The sequence below is a fragment of the Streptomyces sp. Wb2n-11 genome, assembly GCF_001049855.1.
Classification (GTDB): domain Bacteria; phylum Actinomycetota; class Actinomycetes; order Streptomycetales; family Streptomycetaceae; genus Streptomyces; species Streptomyces altiplanensis.
Genome location: NZ_CVPB01000001.1, coordinates 4849034 through 4870130 on the forward strand (window position 1 = coordinate 4849034; position 21097 = coordinate 4870130).

Sequence of the window (21097 nt, forward strand, 5' to 3'; positions counted from 1 at the left end):
ACCCCCGTACTTCGTACGCGCTCAGTGCCTGATCGGCTGGAGGGTCATCGGCTGGATCCTTCCTTCGAGCATCGCCCCGAGACCGAGCACGGAGCAGACGTCGGGCCGTTCCGCGATGTGCACCGGCATGCCCGTCGCGTTCCGCAGCATCTGGTCGAGGCCCGGCAGCAGCGCGCTGCCGCCGACCATCATGATCCCGCACTCGGCCAGGTCGGCCACCAGGTCGGGCGGGCAGTCGCGCAGCACCTTCCCGAGCCCGTCGAGCACGGTGGTGAGGGGGGTGTGGATGGCCTGGCGCACGGCGGCGGTGTCGACCTGCACGGAGCGGGCGAGGCCCGTGACCACGTCCCGGCCGTGGATCTCGGTGGACGCGGGGCCCTCCGGGGTCAGACCGTTGCCCCGGAGGGCCAGGTGGAGGGGGCGTACGGACTGGCTCGGCATCATCAGCTGGTGGTTCTGACGCAGGTACTGGAGCACCGCGTGGTCGATGGCGTTGCCACCGACCGGCATGCGCTCGGCGGTGACGATCGAGCCGAGCGAGAGCACCGCGACCTGGGTGGTGGCCGCCCCGCACACCATGATCATGGTGGCTGACGGCTTCTCCACGGGCAGCCCGCAGCCGATGGCGGCGGCGATGAGGGTGTCGACCAGCTCGACGCGGCGCGCACCGAGCCCGATCAGGGTCTCGACGGTCGCGCGCTGGGCGAGCGGGTCGCTGTCGTGCGGGGTGCAGGCGGCGGCGCGCAGCCGCGGCTTGCGGCGGAGCTGGCGCCGGAGCTTGTCCCCGAGGAGGTGGCGCAGCATGCGCTGGGCCATTTCGATGTCGACGACGGTGCCGCCGGACACGGGCCGTACGACACGGATGTAGTCCGGCGTGCGGCCCGTCATCTGCTCGGCGAAGGCACCGACGGCGATGAGGGCGCTGCTCCGGGTGTTCACGGCGGCCACACTCGGCTCGTCGACGACGAGCCCGCAGCCCTTGACGTACACGCGGGTCCTGGCGGCCCCGAGGTCGACGGCGATATGGCAGCGGCGCAACTGCTCAAGACGGACGGTCACGGCAGGGTCTTCTCCCGGGAGCACTGACGGACCGGCGGGCGTCGGTCCTGCTTCGCATCGTGCGGGGGCCGGTGGCCGTGCGCGCGCTGGGATGAGCCGGTCGGGCGTACGAGCTGACGCCGTGCCAGGAGCCGGGCGGCCCGGTGTCACGGGGTGTCAGGGAACTCCACGCGCTGCAACAAACCCCAGGTGAACTCCGCGACGCACGCCTTCCCGTCGGGCAGTGTCAGCCCGAGCCGCCACCGCGTGGGCGCCGTTCCCTCCATCGGGCGGGCCGTCGGGAAGGCGCGGGCCACCTCGTCGACGGTGCACGACCAGGGGCGCAGGTCACCGACCGTGCGCAGCTCGGGTGCCGGGGCGCCGGGGGCGCGGACCAGCCACTCGTTCCCTACGGCGCCGCCCGGCGCGGTCAGCACCTCGAAGCGCAGACCGGGCCAGAGCGGCACCGGCCAGGCCAGGGCGACGCACTCCAGGTCGCCGACCCTGCGGCGTACGGACGTCTCGGGCGGCCCGAGCACCGAGCGGTAGCGCGCCACGGCGCCGCGCGTTCGCGCCGGACGGTTCTCCCCCGTGGCTCTGGGGGCGGGGGAGTGGCTCCCGCTCTGCCAGCGGCGATTGGCCTCGCGCATCTCCGCGGCCGTCGCTCCGAGCTCCCGGCGGGCGTCCTCGACCAGGCCCGGCTGGTGGTCGGCCATCCGGCGCAACAGCACCAGCTGGAAGTCGAGGGGTCCGAGGGGGTGCGTGCCCGTATGCATACGCCCATTCTGCCCCGCCCTGCCGACACGCTGCGGAACACGAAGTTCCACACAAGATCCTCACGGGTGCGGTCCCCGATGCCTCCCCTGGGACGCGTAGCCTGCGGGCGCCATGGATTACTGCTACTCCTGCCGCAGGCACCTCAACGGCGCTCTGGCCTGTGCCGGATGCGGAGCCCCCGCCGGTGGATTCGGTCACGCCGCGCCCTGGACGCCGTCGGAACACGACGCCCGTCATGGTGACGACGGCCCCCAAGGATTCACCGGGCCGGCCGGGCTTGCTGAGCCGGCCGGGCCTGCCGTGCCCGTAGCGTCGTCGAGCCCCGAGGCTTCCGAGGGTCCCGAGGGCCCTGCGGGTCCCGGCCGTGCCGCCCGGCGTACTGGTTCCCAGCGTGCCCGCAGTGCCCGCAGCGCCCGCAGGGCGCACCGGCGCCGGTGCAGCAAGATGGTCCTCGTCTGCATGGGCCTGGTGCTGGCCGGGGGCGCGCTGAGCCTGGCCGAGCTCGCCACGGAGTCCGTGGGCGGGGGCCTGGCGTCCGGGGCCGCGCAGGGCGACGGTGAGGGCGGGGGCCCGAACGGGACAGGCTCGGACGGGCAGCCGGCCCGGACCGGCGACGGCGGCGCGGGGAGCACGGGGGCGGATCCGTCGGCGGTGGCACGTACCGCCTCGGCCTCGGCCTCGGCCTCGGCCTCGGCTTCGGAAAGCGGCTCGCCGTCCGCCAAGGCGTCGGAGTCCCCCTCGGCGAAAGCCACGGACGCCGACAGCCCCAGTGCCAGTGACACCGCCACCAGCACCGGCGCCGCGACGGTTCTGGACGCGGAGACCGGTGGCGCACCGTCGGAGACCGGGAGCGGCGCGTCGTCCGCGCCCGCATCGCCCGCGTCGCCGGCTCCGCCGCCGGCGTCGTCCGCGGATCCGGGCCCCGGCTCCCCCCGGCCGACACCGGAACCCACGCCGACCGAGACCTGCGACCGGTTCCTGTGGTGGTGCACCTGATCCGGCCGGACGGCGGGTGAGGCAGAGGGGCAGGGCGCGGAGAGGGCGGGGGAGGGGGCGGAGGGCCCCGGGGTCAGCCCCCGAGCATCCGCTTCAGCAGGTCCCGCAGTGCGGTGCGCTCGTCGTTCGACAGTTCACCGAGCGGCTCGCGCGCGAAGTCCAGCGAGTCGCGCAGCAGGTCCGCGGTCCGGCGCCCGTCCTCGGTGACGGCGGCGAGCTTGACGCGTCGGTCGGCGGGGTCCGGCTTCCGTTCCACCAGGCCGCGCGTCTCCAGCCGGTCGATGATCCCGGTGACGTTCGACGGCTCGCACTTCAACTTTTTCGCGATGCGCCGCATGGGCAACGCCTCACCGGAGAGCAGAGTCAGTACGCGCGCCTGGGCGCCGGTGAGTGAGTGCTTGGCCGCCGCTTCGTCGTACTCCTCGTGGTAGCGGGCCACGACCTCGCCGATGAGCTCGACGACTTCGCGGGTCAGGTGGTCTGCACGAGGGGACATGTGCTTCATCGTACCCACTTACTTGACAACATTAAATATCCAGGAGCATTGTTGTTTCATCATCTGAAGCTTTTCTAGGAGGTCGCACCGCATGACCGCACTGCCCACGACCGGCCGTTCCTGGCACCTCGTCGCCCGCCCGCACGGCTGGCCCAAGCCCGAGGACTTCGCGCTGCGTGAAGCCCCGGTGACCGAGCCGGGCGAGGGCCGCATCCTGGTCCGCAACCTCCACTTCTCGGTCGACCCCTATATGCGCGGCCGCATGAACGACGTGAAGTCGTACGTCCCGCCGTTCAAGCTGGACCAGCCGATGGACGGCGGCGCGGTCGGCGAGGTCATCGCCTCCGCCGACGAGCGCTTCGCCGTCGGCGACCACGTCCTGCACGGTCTCGGCTGGCGCGAGTACGCCGACGTCCCCGCGAAGCACGCGACCAAGGTCGACGCCTCGCTCGCCCCGCTCTCCGCCTACCTCGGCGTCCTGGGCATGCCGGGTCTCACCGCCTACGCGGGCCTCTTCGAGGTCGCCTCCTTCAAGGAGGGCGACGCGGTCTTCGTCTCCGGCGCGGCCGGTGCCGTCGGCAGCCAGGTCGGCCAGCTGGCGAAGCTGCGGGGCGCCTCGCGCGTCATCGGCTCGGCGGGCTCCGACGAGAAGGTCAAGCACCTGGTCGAGGACCTCGGCTTCGACGCCGCCTTCAACTACAAGAACGGCCCCGTCGCGCAGCAGCTGCGCGAGGCCGCGCCCGACGGCATCGACGTCTACTTCGACAACGTCGGCGGCGACCACCTCGAAGCGGCCATCGGCTCCCTCAACGTGCACGGCCGCGCGACGATCTGCGGCATGATCGCGCAGTACAACAACACGGAGTCCACGCCGGGGCCGCGCAACATGGCGCTGATCATCGGCAAGCGGCTGCGGCTCCAGGGCGTGCTGGTCGGCGACCACGCCGCGCTCCAGCCGCAGTTCGTCCAGGACGTCTCGGCGTACATCCGCTCGGGCGAGCTCAAGTACAGCGAGACGGTCGTCGAGGGCATCGAGAACGGCTATGACGCGTTCGTCGGTCTCCTCCGGGGCGAGAACACCGGCAAGATGATCGTTTCGCTCACCCGATAAGCTCACCCCCAGCCGTCGCGGTCGTGGGCGCGAGCCGCGGCGTACACAGCAGGAGGAATGCTTCAGCATGACCATTCTCGACATAGACGTGAAGTACACCGCTGTCGCCACCGCCGAGAACGGCCGTGACGGCCGCGTGGCGTCGGACGACGGCAAGCTCGACGTCGTCGTCAACCCGCCCAAGGAGATGGGCGGCAGCGGCGCCGGCACCAACCCGGAGCAGCTCTTCGCCGCCGGCTACAGCGCCTGCTTCCAGGGTGCGCTGGGCGTCGTCGCGCGCAAGGAGAACGTGGACATCTCCGGTTCGACCGTGACCGCGAAGGTCGGCATCGGCTCGAACGGGAACGGCGGCTTCGGCCTCGAGGTCGCGCTCTCCGCGCACATCCCGACCGTGGACGAGGCCACCGCGCTGGATCTGCTGGAGAAGGCGCACCAGGTGTGCCCGTACTCGAACGCGACCCGCGGCAACATCAAGGTCGAGCTGGCCGTCGTCTGACATCCGTCGGGACGCGAAGCACCGTGTGAGCCGAAAGGCCGCACCCCGTCCGCGGGGTGCGGCCTTTCGCCGTCGCTTCAGCCGCCGGCCGCCGGCCGTCAGTAGGCAGTCGGCGGGAACGGCTTCGCGGGGACGGACGGCCTAACCCACCACGCCCGCGGCCTCCGTCGCCGCCCGCATGACCGCCGCCGACAGCCGGCCGTTCTCGGGCGCCGCGCCGCCGGGGAAGGCGAACCTGCGGCGCGTGTAGCCGTACGTGACACCGCTGCGCGGGTCGGCGAACGCCAGCGAGCCGGCGGCCCCGCTGTGCCCGAACGCGCCCGCCCCCAGGGCCGGGTAGTCGTCCGAAAGGGCCAGGAAGCCGAGGCCGAAGGCGCCGCGCGAGCGGCTCACCAGGTCGTACCCCTCCGAGTGGATCCGGCCGACCTCGGCGATCATGTCCGGCTCCAGCAGCGGAGGGCGCCCGTCCACCTCACCGACGGCCGCCGCGTACATCTTCGCCATGGCGGTCGCGTGGGCCAGACCAGCGGCGGAGGCGTTGCCCCGGGCGCGCGCGAGCCGTGTGTTGGCCCACTCCACCAGGTCCGTCGGCCTCTCCCCGTGGAGGTTGAACGCGATGCCGCCCAGGCTGTGCCGCGAGACCGCGCCGGCGTCGAGCTCCGCCCGCTGCGCCGGTGTCGGGTCCATGGGCTGGATGTCCAGGACCCGCGGTTCCAGCTCCTCGGGCAGCCCGAGGTGGAAGTCCAGGCCGTACGGCGCCCGGACCCGCTCCTCGAAGACCTCCTGGAGGGTTTTCCCCGTGGCGCGGTACACGACCTCACCGGCCAGCGCGCCGATGACCAGCCCGTGATAACCGAAGGCGGTGCCCGCCCGCCAGTACGGCCGCTGCCCCGCCAGCCGTTCCGCGATGACGCGGTCGTCCGTCAGCTCCTCGTCCGTGAACCCGGTGTCGGCGCCGACGACCCCCGCCCGGTGCGCGAGCAGTTCGCGCAGCGTGAGATCCGCCTTGCCCTCCGCCCCGAACTCCGGCCAGTAGTACGCCACTTCACGGCCCAGGTCCAGTACGCCGTCCTGCGCCAGGAGTGCGACGACCAGGTACGCCGCGCCCTTGGTGGAGGAGAAGACGTTGAGCAGCGTGGTGCCCGTGACCTCGTCCCCGCCCCACAGGTCGACGACCTGCCGGCCTCCCGTGAAAACGGCCAGCTGGGCGTCGGCGTGGCCCGGCCGCTCCTCGGCGAGTACGGCGGCGAACTCCTCCCGTACGCCCTCGAATCCCTCGGCGACCGTGCCCTGCACAGTGACCTTCTCCGGCATCGTGTGCTCCCCCCTCGAAACTGCGTGTGCGTGTGCCACGGGTGAGTGACCGGGGGATCAAGCAACGGCCGCCGGGGGATTATTCCGGGCTCAGCCCGCCGAGTGGATCAACGCCCGCCCGACCTGCGCGAAGGCGCCCTTCGGATGCGCGCGGAACAGCGGCTCCGTACCGAAGAGCACGACTTCCGCGCCCTTCGCCGACGTACCGCTGACGACGGCCGCCTGCCCGGCCGCGTCCTCGGGGCCGCCGCTGCCGTCACCGGCCGCGCGCCAGTGGCCGGAGACGAGCGGGTTCCCCGTGCCGTACGACTGCTCGACCCGCACGCCGGGGCCGAGGTCGGTGAACCACATCGGCGAGTAGACGAAGCTGTGCTCCGGCGCGCCGCCGGACACCGCGCCGTCCGCGTGGGAGACCCGGACGACGCCGTTGGCATCCCCGTTGCCCTCGACCGGCTTTGCCGCCAGCAGACCGGCTCCGGCGTTGAACGCCGCGCCCGCAGCGCCGCGGCCGACCAGGCCGCCACCGCCGGCGAGGAACGCGTCGAGTGAGCCGCGCGCGGCCGCGTCCAGCTTCCCGTACTCCAGCCCGGACGACACGAACAGCACCTCGGCCCCCGACCAGTCGAAGCCCGCGTTGAGCGCGGCCGTCGAGACCGGCAGCACCTCGAAGCCCATCTCGCGCAGCGCGAACAGCTCGCCGGGCGTGACGGCCGCAGCGACCCGGGTGCGGTGCAGCGGGGCGATGCCCCTGGCCTCGGTGGCGTGGAAGGCGACGCCGTACCGGACGGCGAGGGCGGCGGCCTTCTCGCGGGCCGAGGCGGGCACGAGCGCGCTGCCGTCGGCCGTGCGCCGCACCTTCACGCCGTCCCTCAGCAGGGAGTTGAGCGCGGCCAGCTCCCTGGGGTCGCCGAGCCGCAGCCGGAGGTCGCCGCGCGCAGCGACGTGACCGGTCGGCGTCGCGGCACGCACCGCGCGCCCCGGAACATCCACCCCACCGGGAGCCTTCTGCACCTTCTCGACGCTCGCGCCCCACAGCAGGCCGAGGCTCCAGCCCGAGATGTCGTACATCGTCGAGACGTCCGCGCTGATGTCCCGCCCCTCGTGCAGGATCACATTGGCCAGCCCGCGCTTGGGCTGACGCATGTCGACGACGTACGACCCCGCCCCGTACGACCGGCCGCCGAGCCGGAAGTCCCGCCGGGCACGCTCCACCCTCACGTCATTGGCGACGAGGTGGTCGACGAGCCGGGCCGCGGCCGTCGCGGACCGCTGGCCCCGGCCCGCCGGGACGACGTACGCCCGGGGGAAGTCCGTCGTGTAGACGTCCTCGGGGCCGATCCCCGGCACGCCCGGAACGGTCTCCTCCGACACCGGCACCTGCGCGGCACCCGCCGCGCCGCGCCGGAACGTCTCGATCTGGTCGGCGACGACCGAAGAGCGCTTCCCGGCCGTGTAGTCGAGGGTCGCGCGCATCGCCGCGCCCGCGATGTCCGTGTTGATGGCGGCCCTGCGGCGCAGCTCGGCGACCGGCAGCGTGTCGTACGACCGGTTGTTGACCTGCATCGGGAACTCGATGGTGTGCGCCGCGACCGCGCCCTGGAACGGCATGTACTGCGGCGTGAAGATCGGCGGCCAGTCGTCCCAGCCCTCCTCCTGGTCGCGGAAGGGGATGACGGCGGGCTCGACGCCGTCCTTCTCCGCCGTGTAGCCGAGGCCGTTGACGGCCCGCTCCATCCCCAGCGCGTTGGCGTAGGAGTTCTTGAGGAAGAGGTCGTACTCGTAGTTCTCGCCGTGCGGCGGGGTCGTCGGCTCGATGAGCGTGCCGTTGACGTACCCGTGCAGGTCGATCATGACGGCCGGCTGCTTGTCGATGGCGATCTGCCGGATCGCGCGCGCCTCGGGCTGGGTGGCGGTGATGAAGTCCCGGTTGAGGTCGAAGCCGTTGGAGTTGGCGCGGGTGCCCGCGATCCGCCCGTCGGGGTTGGCGGTCACATTGAGGTAGACGCGGGTCTTCGCCAGCAGATCGGCGGTCTTGCGGTCCTTCGCCTTCGCGAGCTCCTCGATGAGCTTCAGGGCGGCGTCCGTGCCCTCCCACTCATTGCCGTGGATGTTGTTGTTGATGAACACCGGCGCCTTGTAGTCCGCCTTGACGCGCCGGTCCTTGGCGGCGGCGGCCGGCGCGTTCTCGATCAGCTCCCGCATCCGCTCCTGCTCGCGGGCCTCACGGTCGCTCTCCGGCGCGGTCACGGTCACCAGGTACAGCTGGCGGCCGCCGGCGGACCGCCCGGCGATCTCGACGCTGACCCGGTCGCCCAGCTTCTGCAGCGCGTTGAGTTTCGGGGCGATGGAGTGGTACGGCGTGAGCCCCAGCCTGATGGACTTGTCGGCCGGATCCGGCGCGGGCGGGGCGAGGCGGGTACGGCGCGGATATCCGCCGTCGTGCCGCGGCCCGGAGGGCGCCCGGCCGTCGAGCGCCGCGGCGGCGGCGCCCGCCGGCGTGCGCGCCGCCTTCCCCTGGCCGCCGCCGGCCCGTTCCCGGTGAACGCCGTTCCCGTCCCCGCCGCCGTCGGCGGGAGGGCCGGGCCGGGCGGCGGCGGGGACGGAGGAGAGCAGAAGTGCGCCTGCCACGGCGGCGGTGGTGATGAGGAGAGGTCTCGGTATGCCTGTGCCCATGCGTGTCTCCGGATGCGTCGGAAGCGATCAGGGATGATCGTTACGCAGGGTCTACCTGGTGAATCCCCCCACAACAAGAGGGCGTTGCACACCCGGCGCCGGGGAGGGAGCCTCGGCGGGGCCGGCGGCCGGAGCGGCCCCCGGCCCGTGCGGGCGGACGCGGGACGGCCCCCGCCCGCGGAACTCCGCCCGGCGGATCCGGTCACCACCGGCCGTCACGGTGGCACCGCGCACGGTCCGTTCCGCCCCGCACCCGCCTGCGGGCGGAACGCGAGTGACGGGCGTGCTCACGCCTTGTACGGTCCACCCATGCCGCTCCTGCCCCCTCCCTGCGCCTGACGCGACTGCGTGACGGTCACGCCCCGGCCCTTCTCGCCTTCGAGCGGGAGAACCGCGCCTACTTCGCGCGGTCGGTGCCCGACCGGGGCGACGACTACTTCACCGGCTTCGAGGCCCGCCACGCCGCCCTCCTCGCCGAGCAGGAAGCCGGTCTGTGCCACTTCCACCTCCTCGTGGACGAGCGGGGCGCCGTCCTCGGACGCGTCAACCTGGTCGACGTCACGGACGCGACCGCCGACCTGGGCTACCGCATCGCCGAGCGGGCCACGGGCCGGGGCCCGGCGGTCGCGGCCGTGCGGGAGATCCGCACGCGCGCCGCGACCGACCACGGCTTCGAAACCCTCACCGCGGCCACCACCGCCGACAACCCCGCCTCGCGCGCCGTCCCCACCCGCAACGGCTTCGTCCCGGTCGGCGACACCGACCTGGACGGCCGGCCGGGTACGCGGTACCAGGTCCGCCCCGGGCAGTGGATAGGCTGTTCGCATGCGTGATCTCGGGGTGGGCTTCGGCTACTTGATGAAGGGCCAGCGGTGGGTCGGCCGCCACGGCAAGTCCTACGGCTTCGGGCTGCTGCCCGGCCTGGTGACCTTCGTGCTGTACGTCGGCGCCCTCATCGGGCTCGTCTACGGCGCCGACGACCTCGCGGCCTGGGCCACGCCCTTCGCCGACGACTGGGGCTCGCCCTGGCTCGGCCTCTTCCGCGGTGCGCTGACCGCCCTGCTCTTCGCCCTCGCGCTGTTCCTCGCGGTGATCACCTTCACCGCCGTGACGCTGCTCGTCGGCCAGCCCTTCTACGAGGAGCTGTCCGAGCGCGTCGACCGCTCCGTGTCCCCCGACGGCACCGCCCCCGAGTCGGATCTCCCGCTCGTCCGCGAGCTGTGGATCTCCGCCCGCGACAGCCTGCGCGTCCTGGCCCGGGTGGTGCTGTACGGCGTCCTGCTCTTCGCCTGCGGTTTCATCCCCGTCGTCGGCCAGACCGTCGTCCCCGTGCTCGGCTTCTGCGTCTCCGGCTTCTTCCTCGCGCACGAGCTGACGTCCGTGGCGCTCCAGCGGCGCGGCGTCGAGCTGAAGCAGCGCCTCACCCTGCTGCGCGGCCGCCGCCTGCTCACCCTCGGCTTCGGCGTCCCGCTCACCCTCGCGTTCCTCGTGCCGCTGGTCGCGGTCTTCCTGATGCCGGGCGCGGTGGCCGGTGCGACGCTGATGGCGCGGGACCTGCTGGAGGAGCCGTCGGCCGACGCGGACCACGCCGGCACGGCCCTGCCCCCCGCCACCGCGTAGGCGGCTACCGCGCAGGCACCTCCACCAGGACGAGGCCCGCCCCGTCCGGCGCCGCCTCGGCGAGCGCCGTACCGTCGGGGCCCCACACCGCGCTCAGCCCGCAGGCGTCGTACGGCCCCGCCCGTCCCACGTGATTGGCGAGGACGACGTACAGCCCGTGGTCCCTCGCCCGCGCCGGATAGACCGCGAGGCGCTCCCGCTCGCCGTTCCCCCTCCCGTAGAGCGAACTCGCCATGTAGACACGGCAGGCGTCGGCGGCGGCCCGCTCCGCGACGTCCGGGAAGTGGCTGTCGAAGCACGTCGCCAGCGCGAACCGCACACCGTCCAGCTCGAACCGTCCGTCGCCCGTGCCCGGTGTGAAGACGTCGTGTTCGTTCTCGTACAGATGCTGCTTGTCGTAACGGGTGAGCAGCGCGCCGTCCGGACCCAGGACGAACGACGCGATGGCGGGCCGGCCGCCGCCGTCCACGGCCGGGGCCGCGCAGTTGACCACGGCTGCCGTGGCCGTCTCGCGGCAGGCCGCCCCGACCGGTTCCAGGCGCGGGTCGCCGGGCGTGACGAGCAGCGACGGATCCCGGGCGAGCAGTTCCAGTTCGTACCCGGTCAGGGACAGTTCGGCGAAGCCGGTGACGCGGGCTCCGCGCCCGGCCGCCTCCCGGACGTACGCCGCCATCCGCTGCGCGTTCGCGTCGACGGAACCGGGCTCGGACGTGAACTGCGCGGTGGCCACGATCATGAGGTCCAGTATCCGCAAAGCGCTTGATGGCCGGACGCCCGGGCGCCGGCATCACCCCATGACCGAAGTGACCGCCGTAGCCGTCATCACCCTCCTCGCCGTCGTCAGCCCGGGCGCCGACTTCGCGATGGTCGTCCGCAACAGCTGCCTCTACGGGCGTACGACCGGCCTGTTCGCCGCCGGCGGAGTCGCCGCGGGCGTCCTCGTCCACGTGACGTACACGATGTTCGGCGTCGGACTGCTGATCGCCTCGTCGACCGGGCTCTTCACCGCGGTCAAGCTGGCGGGCGCGGCCTACCTCGTCTACGTCGGCGTCCGGACCTTCACCGCCCGCGCCGACCTCACCGTAGACCTGGAGTCGAAGCCGGAGCCGGGCCCGCTCGGCGCGCTGCGCTCCGGCTTCCTCACCAACGTCCTCAACCCGAAGACGACACTCTTCGTCGTGTCGACCTTCACCCAGGTGGTCGGGCCGGGGACGCCCGTGTGGCAGCAGGCCGGCTACGGCGTGTTCATGTCGGCCGCCCACCTCGGGTGGTTCGGTGCGGTCGCGCTCTTCTTCTCCGACTCCCGGCTGCGCGCGGCCCTGCTGCGCCGCCAGAAGGCCCTCAACCGCGCGATCGGCTCGGCACTGATCGGGCTCGGAGTCACCCTGGGCTTCGCCCGCTGACCCCGTACCCGCCGCCCGGCGGAAGCCCGCCCGCGGGCTTCCGCTACGGCGTGCCGGCCGCTTCCGCTACGGCGTGCCCGCCGCCACCGTCACGATCGCCCGCACCTGCGCGACGATGTCCAGCCGGTTGCGTACGAACGCGGGGTCGGTCACCTCGGTGGTGTTGCCCGCACCGAACCGCAGCACCGGCGTGTGCACATGCCCGCCGGGCAGCTCCTTCAGCCCGAGGCGGTCGCGCAGCAGCGTCGCCCGGTACGCGATCTCGTTGGAGAGGTAGTCGCCGCCCCCGCCCGCGCGGGCGGTCGAGCCCGCGGTCGGGCCGTCCGGGCGGACCACGGGGGCGGTGGCGCCCGCCGGGACCTCGGTCACCGACGTGTTGTCGTACACCGGGAAGCGGCCGGTGTCCGCGGCCACGATCTCCTGGTACGGGAGCGTGGTCGCCGTCCACTGCGGCTGCGAGGCGGGATCGGCCACCGGAACGGTCTCCGTGCGCGAGACGTTCTCGTTGTCCGGGAAGCCGCCGCGCCAGGCCCCGTTGAAGCGTTCGACGTCGATCCGGCCGACCCGCCCCTGGCTGACGGTGGTGAAGAGGTCGAGGTGCGGCAGGTGCGGGCGCAGGGCGCGCTCGACCGTGCCGTCCGCGAAGTCCTGCCAGCGGACCGGGAAGACGGCCGTCTCGATCCGCGCGGGGCCGGCGGCGGTCCGTACCACCGTGCCGTCCAGCGCGAGCGCCGTCGCGCCCGACGGGTTGCTGATCCGCACGTCCCGGTCCAGCGTGAACGGGTCGAAGCCGGTGACGAGCACCCGCTTCATGCCCTTGTCCGCCGCCGTCTTCGTCGCCGGGAAGCGGATCGTGTCCTGGCCGCGCGACGACCGCTCCAGCCGGTCCAGCAGTTTCGCCCGTGCCGCACCGGAGAGCCCGAACGGCGCCTGCCACTGCCGCAGTTCGCGGGTCATGCCCAGCCGCGCCCAGTACAGCGGCCGGTCGTCGTCCCGGCTCAGGGCCGCCCGCCGCCCGCCACCGTCCTTCCGGGAAAGCGCTTCACGCCCTCCGTGTTCCGCCGGGCCCCGCCCCTGCGCCCGGTCCACGGCGCGCTGCCACAGCCGTGATCCGTGCCGTACGACGGCCCGCTCGGCCGCGGCGTACGACCGCGCACCGCTCAGTGTCTTCCCGAAGTCCGCCGCCACGGTGTCGAATCCGCTGCGCCGCAGGATCTCCTGCGGCGCGGCCCGTTCCAGCCGCTGCTCCTCGACGGTGGCCGGATCCACCGCCACCGGCTCCGCCGCCGTGGCGGGCAGCGCCCCGAGGAGGGGGACGAGCGTGAGGAACGCGACGCCGAGTGCGTGGCGCCGGAGAAGTGCCGGGTGTATGGGGGACACGGGTGATCCTTCCGTCGGGTGGCGGAAGTATCCCGGTACGCCTGCGCCGTGCGCTACGGGGCGGGCTCGTGCTGCAGGAGGGAGAGGAAGTCGCGGAAGGCGGCCGGCATGTCCACCGCCTGCGGATCGAGCAGCCACTGGTACTGGAGCCCGTCCATGACCGCCACCAGAAGCGGCGCCGCCCGTTCCGGCGTCAGCCCGCCGGGCAGCCGGTCACCGTACTCGGCACGCAGGGCGGCCGCCATGTCCCCGCGGACCTGGGCGTAGCGGTGGGTGAAGAACTCCCGCGCCGGGTGGTCCTCGGTCACGCTCTCGCCCAGCAGCGCGGAGAAGGTCTGTACGACGCCGGGGCGCATCGCGTTGTACTCGACCAGTGAGTCGAGCAGGTCCGGCCGCCAGGCTCCGGCCCCGCTCCCCGGGCCGCCGGTGTCCCACTGGTCGCGCTCCTCCAGGACGGCGACGAGCAGGGCCTCCTTGGTGGGGAAGTAGTGGAGCAGTCCCTGCTGGGTCAGGCCCACGCGCTCGGCGACCGCGCTCACCGACGCTCCCCGGTAGCCGCGTTCGGCGATCACTCCGAGGGCCGCGCGGAGGATCTCCGCCCGCCGCTCCTGGCTCCTGGCCCTGGCCATCGCCCGGTTCCTTCCCCTCGTACGTGCTGGCAGGACGGTACGCCATCCCCGTGCATCCCGGAAGGGTAACGAACCCTACCGCCCTACAGGTGGACGCGTGACGATGGAGGCACCAGCAGGACTTCGACGAGGAGGTACCGCCGTGGCAGCCGAACCCCCCACCCAGGACGCCGGCCGGATGCGCGAGGAGGCCGTCGAAGCGGCCCTCGGCAAGCTCGGCCTGGACGTCAGGACCCGCCTGCTCGCCGGCCAGGACATGTGGTCGCTGCCCGCGCTCCCCGAGATCGGCCTGAAGTCCCTGGTCATGTCCGACGGCCCGGTCGGTGTCCGCGGTGTCCGCTGGACCGCCGACGACCCGTCGGTCGCGCTGCCGTCGCCGACCGCGCTCGCCGCGACCTGGGACCCGGAGCTCGCGCGCCGCGTCGGCCGCCTGCTCGCCCAGGAGGCCCGCCGCAAGGGCGTGCACGTCCTCCTCGCGCCGACCGTGAACCTGCACCGCTCGCCGCTGGGCGGCCGGCACTTCGAGTGCTACTCCGAGGACCCGTACCTCACCGGCGAGATCGGTTCGGGTTACGTGAAGGGCGTCCAGGACGGCGGCGTCGGCACGACCGTCAAGCACTTCGTCGCCAACGACGCCGAGACCGACCGCTTCACCGTCGACAACGTCATCGCGCCGCGCCCCCTGCGCGAGCTGTACCTGGCGCCCTTCGAAGCCATCGTCAAGAACGCCCGCCCGTGGGGCATCATGGCGGCGTACAACCAGGTCAACGGCGTGAGCATGACCGAGCACCGCCACCTCCAGAACGAGGTGCTGCGCGGCGAGTGGGGCTTCGACGGCTTCGTCGTCTCCGACTGGACGGCGGCCCGCTCCACCACCGGCGGTATCGAAGGCGGCCTCGACGTCGCCATGCCGGGCCCCGCCACGGTCTACGGCGAGGCGCTCGCCGGCGCGGTCAGGTCGGGCGAGGCCGACGAGTCCGCCGTCGACGGCGCCGTACGCAACGTCCTGCGGCTCGCCGCCCGCGTCGGCGCCCTGGAAGGCGCCCCGCCCGTCGTCACCGAACCGCCGGCCGCGATCGACGGGCAGGCGCTGGCCCGCGAGGTGGCCCGCCGCGCGTTCGTCCTCCTGCGCAACGAGAACCACACCCTCCCCATCGACCCCTCCAAGCTCCGCAAGCTCGCCCTCGTCGGCGCGGCGGCCCGCGACGCGCGCATCCTGGGCGGCGGCTCCGCCACCGTCTTCCCCGAGCGGGTCGTCGCCCCTCTCGACGGCCTCGCCGCCGCCCTCGTGGACTCCGCCCCGGCCTACGCCGTCGGGGCCGATCCCAGCGACGAACTCGGCCCCGCCGGCAAGGGGTTCATCCTCCGGGCCGTCTGCCGCGACGCCGCCGGCGGCATCATCGGTACGCGCTCGCTTCCCGGCGGGCAGGTGCAGTGGATCGGCGACGACCTGCCGGACGGCGTCACCCACGAGGCACTCCACAGCGTCGAGGTCAGGGGCACCTTCACCCCGCGCGAAAGCGGCGAGCACGCCTTCGGCACCCGCGGCCTCGGCGCGTTCACGCTGACCGTCGCCGGCGAGGTGCTCTACGACGGCGCCCAGGAAACGGGCGGCGAGGGCGACCCCTTCGAGGCGCTCTTCGGCGCCCCGGCCGAGCGCGGCCGCGTCCGCCTCGCCGCGGGCGAGCCGGTCGAGGTCTCCCTCGTCCACCCCGTCGCGGGGACGGCCGGCGCCCCGCTCCCGGCGGTCGTGTTCTCGTTCCTGCACGGGGCGCCGCGGCGCGACGCCGACGAACTGATCGCCCGGGCCGTCGAAGCGGCCCGTGACGCCGATGCGGCGGTCGTCGTGGTCGCCACGACCGAGCGCGTCGAGTCGGAGGGCTTCGACCGTACGGACCTGCGCCTGCCGGGCCGCCAGGACGACCTGGTCCGCGCGGTGGCCGCCGCCAACCCGAACACCGTCGTGGTCGTCAACTCCGGCTCCCCGGTGGAGATGCCGTGGCGCGAGGACGTGGCGGCGGTACTGCTCAGCTGGTTCCCCGGCCAGGAGGGCGGCGCCGCGCTCGCCGACGTGCTGCTCGGCGCCGCCGAGCCGGGCGGACGGCTGCCCACCACCTGGCCGGCCGCCCTCACCGACGCACCGGTGACGCAGGTCGTGCCGACGGAGGGCGAACTGCGCTACGAAGAGGGCCTGTTCATCGGCTACCGCGCCTGGGACAGGGCCGGCGCCGTCCCGGCGTACGCGTTCGGCCACGGCCTGGGCTACACCACCTGGGAGTACGAGTCCCTGGAGGTGACCCCCACGACGGCCAGGGTCCGGGTCCGCAACACCGGGTCACGCACCGGCCGGGAGGTCGTCCAGGTCTACCTGGCCCCGCAGGCGGACCCGGTGGAGCGTCCGGTGCGCTGGCTGGCGGGGTTCGCGGGTGTCGAGGCGGGGCCGGGCGAGTGGGCGGAGGCACGGATCGCGCTGCCGGGCCGCGCGTTCGAAGTCTGGGACGAGGAGACCGGCTCCTGGTCCTTCGTCCCCGGAACGTACGAGGTCCGGACGGGCCGTTCCCTCGCCGACATCCGCCTGACCGCGACCCTGGACATCGAGGACTGAACCCCTGCGGGGGCTTGTCCGCCCGTTCCGCCCCTTCCCGTGACCGGAGGGCAGGACCCGGCTCCGGGAAGGGCGGGCGGGGAACGGCCCCGCAGGGCATCCGGACCCGTACCCGCCGCCTATCCCCGCACCCCGAACCCGTAGACCGTCGCCGAGGCGAAGACCTCACCCGGCCGCAGGACCACCGCCGGGAACTCCGGCCGGTTCGGCGAATCGGGGAAGTGCTGGGTCTCCAGCGCGACCCCGTCGAACCCGTCCGGCGTGTACACCTGCACCCCCGGCTCGGTCGTCGCGACGGTCACCACGCGCCCCGACCCCGGGTCGTACAACTCACCCACCACCTCGGCCTCGTCCGTCACACCCTTGTCCAGCACGAAGTTGTGGTCGTACCCGTCCCCGAGCACCCGCGCCTCACGGAAGTCGAACCGCGACCCCGCCACCGGCCGGATCTCCCCGGTCGGTATCCCGCCCCCGTCCACCGGAGTCACCGCCCCGGCCGCGAGCCGCAGTTCGTACGGACCGCCGCCCCCGAGGCTCCAGTACGTGTGGTTCGTCAGGTTCACCACGGTCGGCGCGTCCGTCACCGCCCGGTAGGCGATCCGCAGCGCCCCGCCCTCCTCCAGCGTGTACGTCGCCGAGACCTCGACCCGCCCCGGAAAGCCCTCTTCGCCGTCGGGGCTGACCCGCGAGAGCCGCACCCCGTGCGGGGCCACCGCCTCCGCGTCCCACACCCGCTTGTCGAAACCGCGCTCGCCGCCGTGCAGGCTGTTGTCCGGCGCGCTGTTGCGCGCCAGGGCGTACGTCCGCCCGTCCAGCTCGAAAGCCGCGCCCGCGATCCGGTTCGCGTACCGGCCGACCAGCGCCCCGAAGTACGGCTCCGGGCGCTCCAGGTAGCCGGCGAGACGGTCGAACCCGACCGCGACAGCGCCCACCCGCCCGTCCCGGTCCGGTACTTCCACCGACTGGACGATCCCGCCGTACGTCAGGACGCGCACCACCACCCCGTCCCGTTCCAGGACCCAGCGGTGGACGGGCGTGCCGTCGTCGAGCGTGCCGAAGAGTTCCGCATTCATGATCTGGAACCCTATGCGAACGGCCTACGCCGGGGGTTCCTCGGCCGTGATGTTGCGGTACGCGATCTCCGCCAGCCGTTCCTGCCCGTTCTTGCTCGGGTGGAACCAGTCCCAGGGGCTCAACTGCGCTCCGGTGAACCGGTACTCGAAGACCGCCCCGCCGTCGTACCGGCAGCGCGCGTCCTTCCCGCACACGTCCTTCAGTACCTCGTTGTACGCGACGACCCGGTCCCGCACCGACTCCCGCCGCGCCACCGCCGCCGCGTCCATCGCGTCCGGCGAGCCCAGCATCGACTGGCAGAGGCCCAGCTCCCAGATCTGCTTTCCGAGCGGGTTCCCGCGCCCCTGGGACCACAGCCGCTTCAGATCCGGCACGCTCGACACGTACAGCTGCGACGTGGGCAACTCCTTGCGCAGCTTCTTCACCGAGGTCTCGAAGTACGTGCGGAAGTCAGCCACCGATGTCATGTGCGACACGTCGTCGCGGCACGCGTCGTTCGCGCCCACCATGACCGTCACCAGCTCCGGTTCGTCCGCGACCGCCCGCGTCATCTGCTCCGGCAGCTCGGCGATCCGCGCCCCCGACTTCGCATGGTTCCAGGTACGCGCGGCCACACCCGCCGTGCCGAGCAGCCGCAGCGCCACGCTGCGCACCGTGGCGTCCGTACCCGTCGCCCAGGACACCTCGGGGCAGTCCGCGAGCACCGCGCACGCGTCGAAACCGCGCGTGATCGAATCCCCGACGGCGGCGATGGACGCCGGGCTGCGGTCCCACACCGGAGTGGGTCGGGGGGCGGGCCGCGGCCCCGCCGACGAGCCGCCCCCGTCCGGGGCGTTCCCCGCGTCGCACCCCGCGAGCCCGCCCAGGAGGACGAGCAGTGCCGCTGTCGCGGTGGCGACGGCGGCGCGCGACCGGCGGCTGTGACGGCTCTCCCGCATCCCGTGGTCCCCTCCGTGGCGTCGTGCGGGCGCCCTGGCGAGTGAAAGCTTCGTGTTCACGGCACCCCGGACCGACAGTACGTCACCCGCCGGGTGCCGCCGCACGGTAGTTTTTCCCCGTCGAACCAGCAGCGCTTCGCCCATCCGGGGCACCGGTAAATTACATCACGTCACATACTGTCCCTTTTCAGGAGATTCACTCCCGATGCTGTTTACTGTTGACAACCTCGGGAGCCGACCGGGAAGAGGCGGTACGGGCGCGAGGCCGCTGGGGAAGGCGAACCTCGTCCCACACTGGAGGTCCCGGTGACGACACGTGGAGTTCTGTACGTTCACTCCGCACCGCGCGCGCTGTGCCCGCACGTCGAATGGGCAGTAGCGGGCGTACTCGGCGTGCGGGTCAATCTCGACTGGATCAGACAGCCGGCCTCGCCCGGCACCTGGAGAGCCGAGTTCTCCTGGCAGGCCCAGCCGGGCACGGCCTCCAGACTCGCCTCCGCCCTGCGCGGCTGGCATCTGCTGCGCTTCGAAGTGACGGCCGAACCGTCCCCCACGGCGGAGGGCGAGCGCTACAGCTCCACGCCCGGACTCGGCATCTTCCACGCCGTCACCGGGATGCACGGCGACATCCTGATCCCCGAGGACCGGCTGCGCGCCGCCCTCGCCCGTTCGGTCGGCGGCGAGACCGACCTGGAGGCCGAGGTCGCCAAGCTGCTCGGCAAGCCGTGGGACGACGAACTGGAGCCCTTCAGGTACGCGGGCGAGGGCGCCCCCGTCCGCTGGCTCCACCAGGTCGTCTGACGGGGCGACAGGGCCGCATACGGACGAAGGTCCTGCCGGGAGCTCGCGAGCTCCCGGCAGGACCTTCGTCCGTGCCGCCGTGCCGCTGTGTGCGGATCAGACCGTACGGAAGGCCAGCACCACGTTGTGGCCGCCGAAGCCGAACGAGTTGTTGATCGCGGCGATCGTTCCCTCGGGCAGTGCGCGCGGCTTGTCCCGCACGATGTCCGCGTCCACGTCGGCGTCCAGGTCGTCGACGTTGATGGTCGGCGGAGCCGTCCGGTGGTGCAGCGCCAGGACCGTCGCGACGGTCTCGATGCCGCCGGCACCACCGAGCAGGTGACCGGTCATCGACTTCGTGGCGGAGATCGCCACGTGGTCGAGGTCGTCACCGAGGACCCGGCGCAGGGCCTTGATCTCCGCGACGTCACCCTGCGGGGTCGAGGTGGCGTGCGCGTTGAGGTGCACGATCTCGGACGGCTTGAGCCCGCTGTCGTCGATCAGGTTCTGCATGGCGACGGCGATGCCGCGGCCGGTCGGCTCGGGCTGCGCGATGTGGTGGGCGTCCGCGGACAGACCCTGGCCCACCACCTCGCAGTACACCCGGGCGCCACGCGCGGCCGCGTGTTCGGCCGACTCCAGGACGACGACGCCCGCGCCCTCGCCGAGGACGAAGCCGTCCCGTCCCGTGTCGTACGGACGCGAGGCCTTCTGGGGCTCGTCGTTGCTCTTGGACATCGCCATCATGTTGGCGAAGGCGGCGATGGGCAGCGGGTGGATCGCCGCCTCCGTGCCGCCGGCGACGACCACGTCGGCGCGGCCGGTACGGATCATCTCGACGGCGTAGCCGATGGCTTCGGCGCCGGAAGCGCACGCGGAGACCGGGGTGTGCACGCCCGCCTGGGCGTTGACCTCCAGGCCGACGTTGGCGGAGGGGCCGTTCGGCATGAGCATGGGCACGGTGTGCGGGGAGACGCGGCGTACGCCCTTCTCCTTGAGCACGTCGTACTGGTCGAGCAGGGTGGTGACGCCGCCGATGCCGGAGGCGATGACCGCACCGAGACGGTTGGGCTGGACCTTGTCGTCCTCGCCCGCCTTGTCGGTGTAACCGGCGTCGGCCCACGCCTCGCGGGCCGCGATCAGCGCGAACTGCGCCGAGCGGTCCAGCTTGCGGGCCAGGGGCCGGGGCAGTACGTCGCCCGGGTCGACGGCCGCGGGGGCCGCGATGCGGACGGGAAGTTCGGCGAAGCGCTCGCCTTCCAGGGGCTTGACGCCGGAGCGCCCTGCCATCAGACCTTCCCAGGTCGATGCGGCGTCGCCACCCAGCGGTGTTGTTGCGCCGATACCGGTGACGACCACGGTGCGATTGGTCTGGCTCACAGGAATTCTTTCTCCACGTGTAGAGGGTGCTGAATTTTCACGGCGCCACCGCCGGGCGGCGACAGACGCATGTCAGGCTCAGGCCTTGGAGACCTGGTGCTGCGCGATGTAGTCGGCGGCGTCGCCGACCGTCTTGAGGTTCTTGACGTCCTCGTCCGGGATCTTGACGTCGAAGCGCTCTTCGGCGGCGACGACGACCTCGACCATGGACAGCGAGTCGACGTCCAGGTCGTCGGTGAAGGACTTGTCCAGCTGGACGTCCTCGGTGGGGATACCGGCGATCTCGTTGACGATCTCGGCGAGGCCGTCGACGATCTCTTCCTGGGTGAAGGCCATTGTGGCGCTCCTTCGTGTTGGGCTGAGGGAATGGGGTAAAGCGGCAGGCCC

The 21097-nt window shown here is 72.8% G+C and carries 20 protein-coding genes; 8 read left to right on the forward strand and 12 right to left on the reverse strand.

Annotation, left to right across the window (positions count from 1 at the left end; translation table 11 throughout):
- Nucleotides 1-21: 21 nt before the first annotated feature.
- Together BN1555_RS21985 and BN1555_RS21990 are read right to left on the reverse strand one after the other, a co-directional pair.
- Nucleotides 22-1059 (reverse strand): rod shape-determining protein, encoded by a 1038-nt coding sequence (locus BN1555_RS21985; protein ID WP_093800982.1) that lies wholly within the window; start codon nt 1057-1059, stop codon nt 22-24.
- A 146-nt stretch (nt 1060-1205) separates the two neighbouring features.
- A complete protein-coding gene (locus tag BN1555_RS21990; protein ID WP_093800983.1) occupies nt 1206-1814 on the reverse strand; it encodes a hypothetical protein in 609 nt (202 codons plus the stop codon).
- Nucleotides 1815-2259: 445 nt separating this feature from the next.
- On the opposite strand from BN1555_RS21990, the gene BN1555_RS38540 reads away from it, so the two are divergent.
- Complete coding sequence (locus BN1555_RS38540) at nt 2260-2811, forward strand: hypothetical protein (protein ID WP_093800984.1); 552 nt, start codon at nt 2260-2262, stop codon at nt 2809-2811.
- A 73-nt stretch (nt 2812-2884) separates the two neighbouring features.
- Here the strand turns inward: BN1555_RS38540 and BN1555_RS22000 are convergent, their stop codons facing one another.
- Nucleotides 2885-3307 carry a MarR family winged helix-turn-helix transcriptional regulator gene (locus tag BN1555_RS22000; RefSeq protein WP_093800985.1) on the reverse strand — a complete coding sequence of 141 codons (423 nt, stop codon included), beginning with the start codon at nt 3305-3307 and terminating at the stop codon, nt 2885-2887.
- A gap of 91 nt (nt 3308-3398) precedes the next feature.
- Here BN1555_RS22000 and BN1555_RS22005 point away from each other — a divergent pair, with 91 nt between their 5' ends.
- Nucleotides 3399-4418 (forward strand): NADP-dependent oxidoreductase, encoded by a 1020-nt coding sequence (locus tag BN1555_RS22005; RefSeq protein ID WP_093800986.1) that lies wholly within the window; start codon nt 3399-3401, stop codon nt 4416-4418.
- A 67-nt stretch (nt 4419-4485) separates the two neighbouring features.
- Nucleotides 4486-4914 carry an organic hydroperoxide resistance protein gene (locus BN1555_RS22010; RefSeq protein ID WP_093800987.1) on the forward strand — a complete coding sequence of 143 codons (429 nt, stop codon included), beginning with the start codon at nt 4486-4488 and terminating at the stop codon, nt 4912-4914.
- A gap of 141 nt (nt 4915-5055) precedes the next feature.
- Here BN1555_RS22010 and BN1555_RS22015 read toward each other — a convergent pair whose 3' ends face one another.
- A complete protein-coding gene (locus BN1555_RS22015) occupies nt 5056-6228 on the reverse strand; it encodes a serine hydrolase domain-containing protein (RefSeq protein WP_093800988.1) in 1173 nt (390 codons plus the stop codon).
- Between the two features lie 90 nt (nt 6229-6318).
- Nucleotides 6319-8901 carry a M14 family zinc carboxypeptidase gene (locus BN1555_RS22020; RefSeq protein ID WP_093800989.1) on the reverse strand — a complete coding sequence of 861 codons (2583 nt, stop codon included), beginning with the start codon at nt 8899-8901 and terminating at the stop codon, nt 6319-6321.
- 329 nt (nt 8902-9230) lie between these two features.
- Here BN1555_RS22020 and BN1555_RS22025 point away from each other — a divergent pair, with 329 nt between their 5' ends.
- Together BN1555_RS22025 and BN1555_RS22030 are read left to right on the forward strand one after the other, a co-directional pair.
- Complete coding sequence (locus tag BN1555_RS22025) at nt 9231-9734, forward strand: GNAT family N-acetyltransferase (RefSeq protein WP_093800990.1); 504 nt, start codon at nt 9231-9233, stop codon at nt 9732-9734.
- Nucleotides 9727-10521, forward strand: coding sequence for an EI24 domain-containing protein (locus BN1555_RS22030; protein WP_093800991.1), 795 nt, complete (start codon nt 9727-9729; stop codon nt 10519-10521). Before BN1555_RS22025 ends, BN1555_RS22030 begins: the two co-directional genes overlap by 8 nt.
- Nucleotides 10522-10525: 4 nt before the next feature.
- Here the strand turns inward: BN1555_RS22030 and BN1555_RS22035 are convergent, their stop codons facing one another.
- Nucleotides 10526-11257: a carbon-nitrogen hydrolase family protein gene (locus BN1555_RS22035; RefSeq protein WP_093800992.1), complete on the reverse strand. Its 732-nt coding sequence runs from the start codon at nt 11255-11257 to the stop codon at nt 10526-10528.
- A gap of 58 nt (nt 11258-11315) precedes the next feature.
- On the opposite strand from BN1555_RS22035, the gene BN1555_RS22040 reads away from it, so the two are divergent.
- Nucleotides 11316-11924, forward strand: coding sequence for a LysE family translocator (locus BN1555_RS22040; protein ID WP_093800993.1), 609 nt, complete (start codon nt 11316-11318; stop codon nt 11922-11924).
- A gap of 66 nt (nt 11925-11990) precedes the next feature.
- Here the strand turns inward: BN1555_RS22040 and BN1555_RS22045 are convergent, their stop codons facing one another.
- Nucleotides 11991-13223 (reverse strand): pyroglutamyl-peptidase I, encoded by a 1233-nt coding sequence (locus BN1555_RS22045; RefSeq protein WP_093803551.1) that lies wholly within the window; start codon nt 13221-13223, stop codon nt 11991-11993.
- 134 nt (nt 13224-13357) lie between these two features.
- A complete protein-coding gene (locus BN1555_RS22050) occupies nt 13358-13933 on the reverse strand; it encodes a TetR/AcrR family transcriptional regulator (protein ID WP_093800994.1) in 576 nt (191 codons plus the stop codon).
- A gap of 178 nt (nt 13934-14111) precedes the next feature.
- On the opposite strand from BN1555_RS22050, the gene BN1555_RS22055 reads away from it, so the two are divergent.
- Entirely contained in the window at nt 14112-16538 is a 2427-nt protein-coding gene (locus BN1555_RS22055) for a beta-glucosidase family protein (RefSeq protein WP_255306447.1), read from the forward strand.
- 119 nt (nt 16539-16657) lie between these two features.
- Here the strand turns inward: BN1555_RS22055 and BN1555_RS22060 are convergent, their stop codons facing one another.
- Both BN1555_RS22060 and BN1555_RS22065 read right to left on the reverse strand, forming a co-directional pair.
- On the reverse strand, nt 16658-17611 hold the full coding sequence (locus tag BN1555_RS22060) for an aldose epimerase family protein (protein ID WP_093800995.1): 954 nt from the start codon (nt 17609-17611) through the stop codon (nt 16658-16660).
- Between the two features lie 24 nt (nt 17612-17635).
- Nucleotides 17636-18550 carry an SGNH/GDSL hydrolase family protein gene (locus BN1555_RS22065; RefSeq protein ID WP_093800996.1) on the reverse strand — a complete coding sequence of 305 codons (915 nt, stop codon included), beginning with the start codon at nt 18548-18550 and terminating at the stop codon, nt 17636-17638.
- Between the two features lie 306 nt (nt 18551-18856).
- On the opposite strand from BN1555_RS22065, the gene BN1555_RS22070 reads away from it, so the two are divergent.
- Complete coding sequence (locus tag BN1555_RS22070; RefSeq protein ID WP_093800997.1) at nt 18857-19351, forward strand: DUF3145 domain-containing protein; 495 nt, start codon at nt 18857-18859, stop codon at nt 19349-19351.
- Nucleotides 19352-19447: 96 nt separating this feature from the next.
- Here BN1555_RS22070 and fabF read toward each other — a convergent pair whose 3' ends face one another.
- Nucleotides 19448-20710, reverse strand: a complete 1263-nt coding sequence (gene fabF, locus BN1555_RS22075) for a beta-ketoacyl-ACP synthase II (protein WP_093800998.1) — start codon at nt 20708-20710, stop codon at nt 19448-19450.
- A gap of 78 nt (nt 20711-20788) precedes the next feature.
- Nucleotides 20789-21046 (reverse strand): acyl carrier protein, encoded by a 258-nt coding sequence (locus tag BN1555_RS22080; RefSeq protein ID WP_093800999.1) that lies wholly within the window; start codon nt 21044-21046, stop codon nt 20789-20791.
- Between the last annotated feature and the right edge of the window lie 51 nt (nt 21047-21097).

Coding starts and splice junctions, on each gene's coding strand:
- BN1555_RS22035 (WP_093800992.1), bottom strand. CDS start 11,257: ATGATCGTGGCCACCGCGCAGTTCACGTCCGAGCCCGGTTCCGTCGAC.
- BN1555_RS22065 (WP_093800996.1), bottom strand. CDS start 18,550: ATGCGGGAGAGCCGTCACAGCCGCCGGTCGCGCGCCGCCGTCGCCACC.
- BN1555_RS22020 (WP_093800989.1), bottom strand. CDS start 8,901: ATGGGCACAGGCATACCGAGACCTCTCCTCATCACCACCGCCGCCGTG.
- BN1555_RS22050 (WP_093800994.1), bottom strand. CDS start 13,933: ATGGCCAGGGCCAGGAGCCAGGAGCGGCGGGCGGAGATCCTCCGCGCG.
- BN1555_RS22040 (WP_093800993.1), top strand. CDS start 11,316: ATGACCGAAGTGACCGCCGTAGCCGTCATCACCCTCCTCGCCGTCGTC.
- BN1555_RS22055 (WP_255306447.1), top strand. CDS start 14,112: ATGCGCGAGGAGGCCGTCGAAGCGGCCCTCGGCAAGCTCGGCCTGGAC.
- BN1555_RS22030 (WP_093800991.1), top strand. CDS start 9,727: ATGCGTGATCTCGGGGTGGGCTTCGGCTACTTGATGAAGGGCCAGCGG.
- BN1555_RS22005 (WP_093800986.1), top strand. CDS start 3,399: ATGACCGCACTGCCCACGACCGGCCGTTCCTGGCACCTCGTCGCCCGC.
- BN1555_RS22015 (WP_093800988.1), bottom strand. CDS start 6,228: ATGCCGGAGAAGGTCACTGTGCAGGGCACGGTCGCCGAGGGATTCGAG.
- BN1555_RS22060 (WP_093800995.1), bottom strand. CDS start 17,611: ATGAATGCGGAACTCTTCGGCACGCTCGACGACGGCACGCCCGTCCAC.
- BN1555_RS38540 (WP_093800984.1), top strand. CDS start 2,260: ATGGTCCTCGTCTGCATGGGCCTGGTGCTGGCCGGGGGCGCGCTGAGC.
- BN1555_RS22080 (WP_093800999.1), bottom strand. CDS start 21,046: ATGGCCTTCACCCAGGAAGAGATCGTCGACGGCCTCGCCGAGATCGTC.
- BN1555_RS22000 (WP_093800985.1), bottom strand. CDS start 3,307: ATGTCCCCTCGTGCAGACCACCTGACCCGCGAAGTCGTCGAGCTCATC.
- BN1555_RS21990 (WP_093800983.1), bottom strand. CDS start 1,814: ATGCATACGGGCACGCACCCCCTCGGACCCCTCGACTTCCAGCTGGTG.
- BN1555_RS22010 (WP_093800987.1), top strand. CDS start 4,486: ATGACCATTCTCGACATAGACGTGAAGTACACCGCTGTCGCCACCGCC.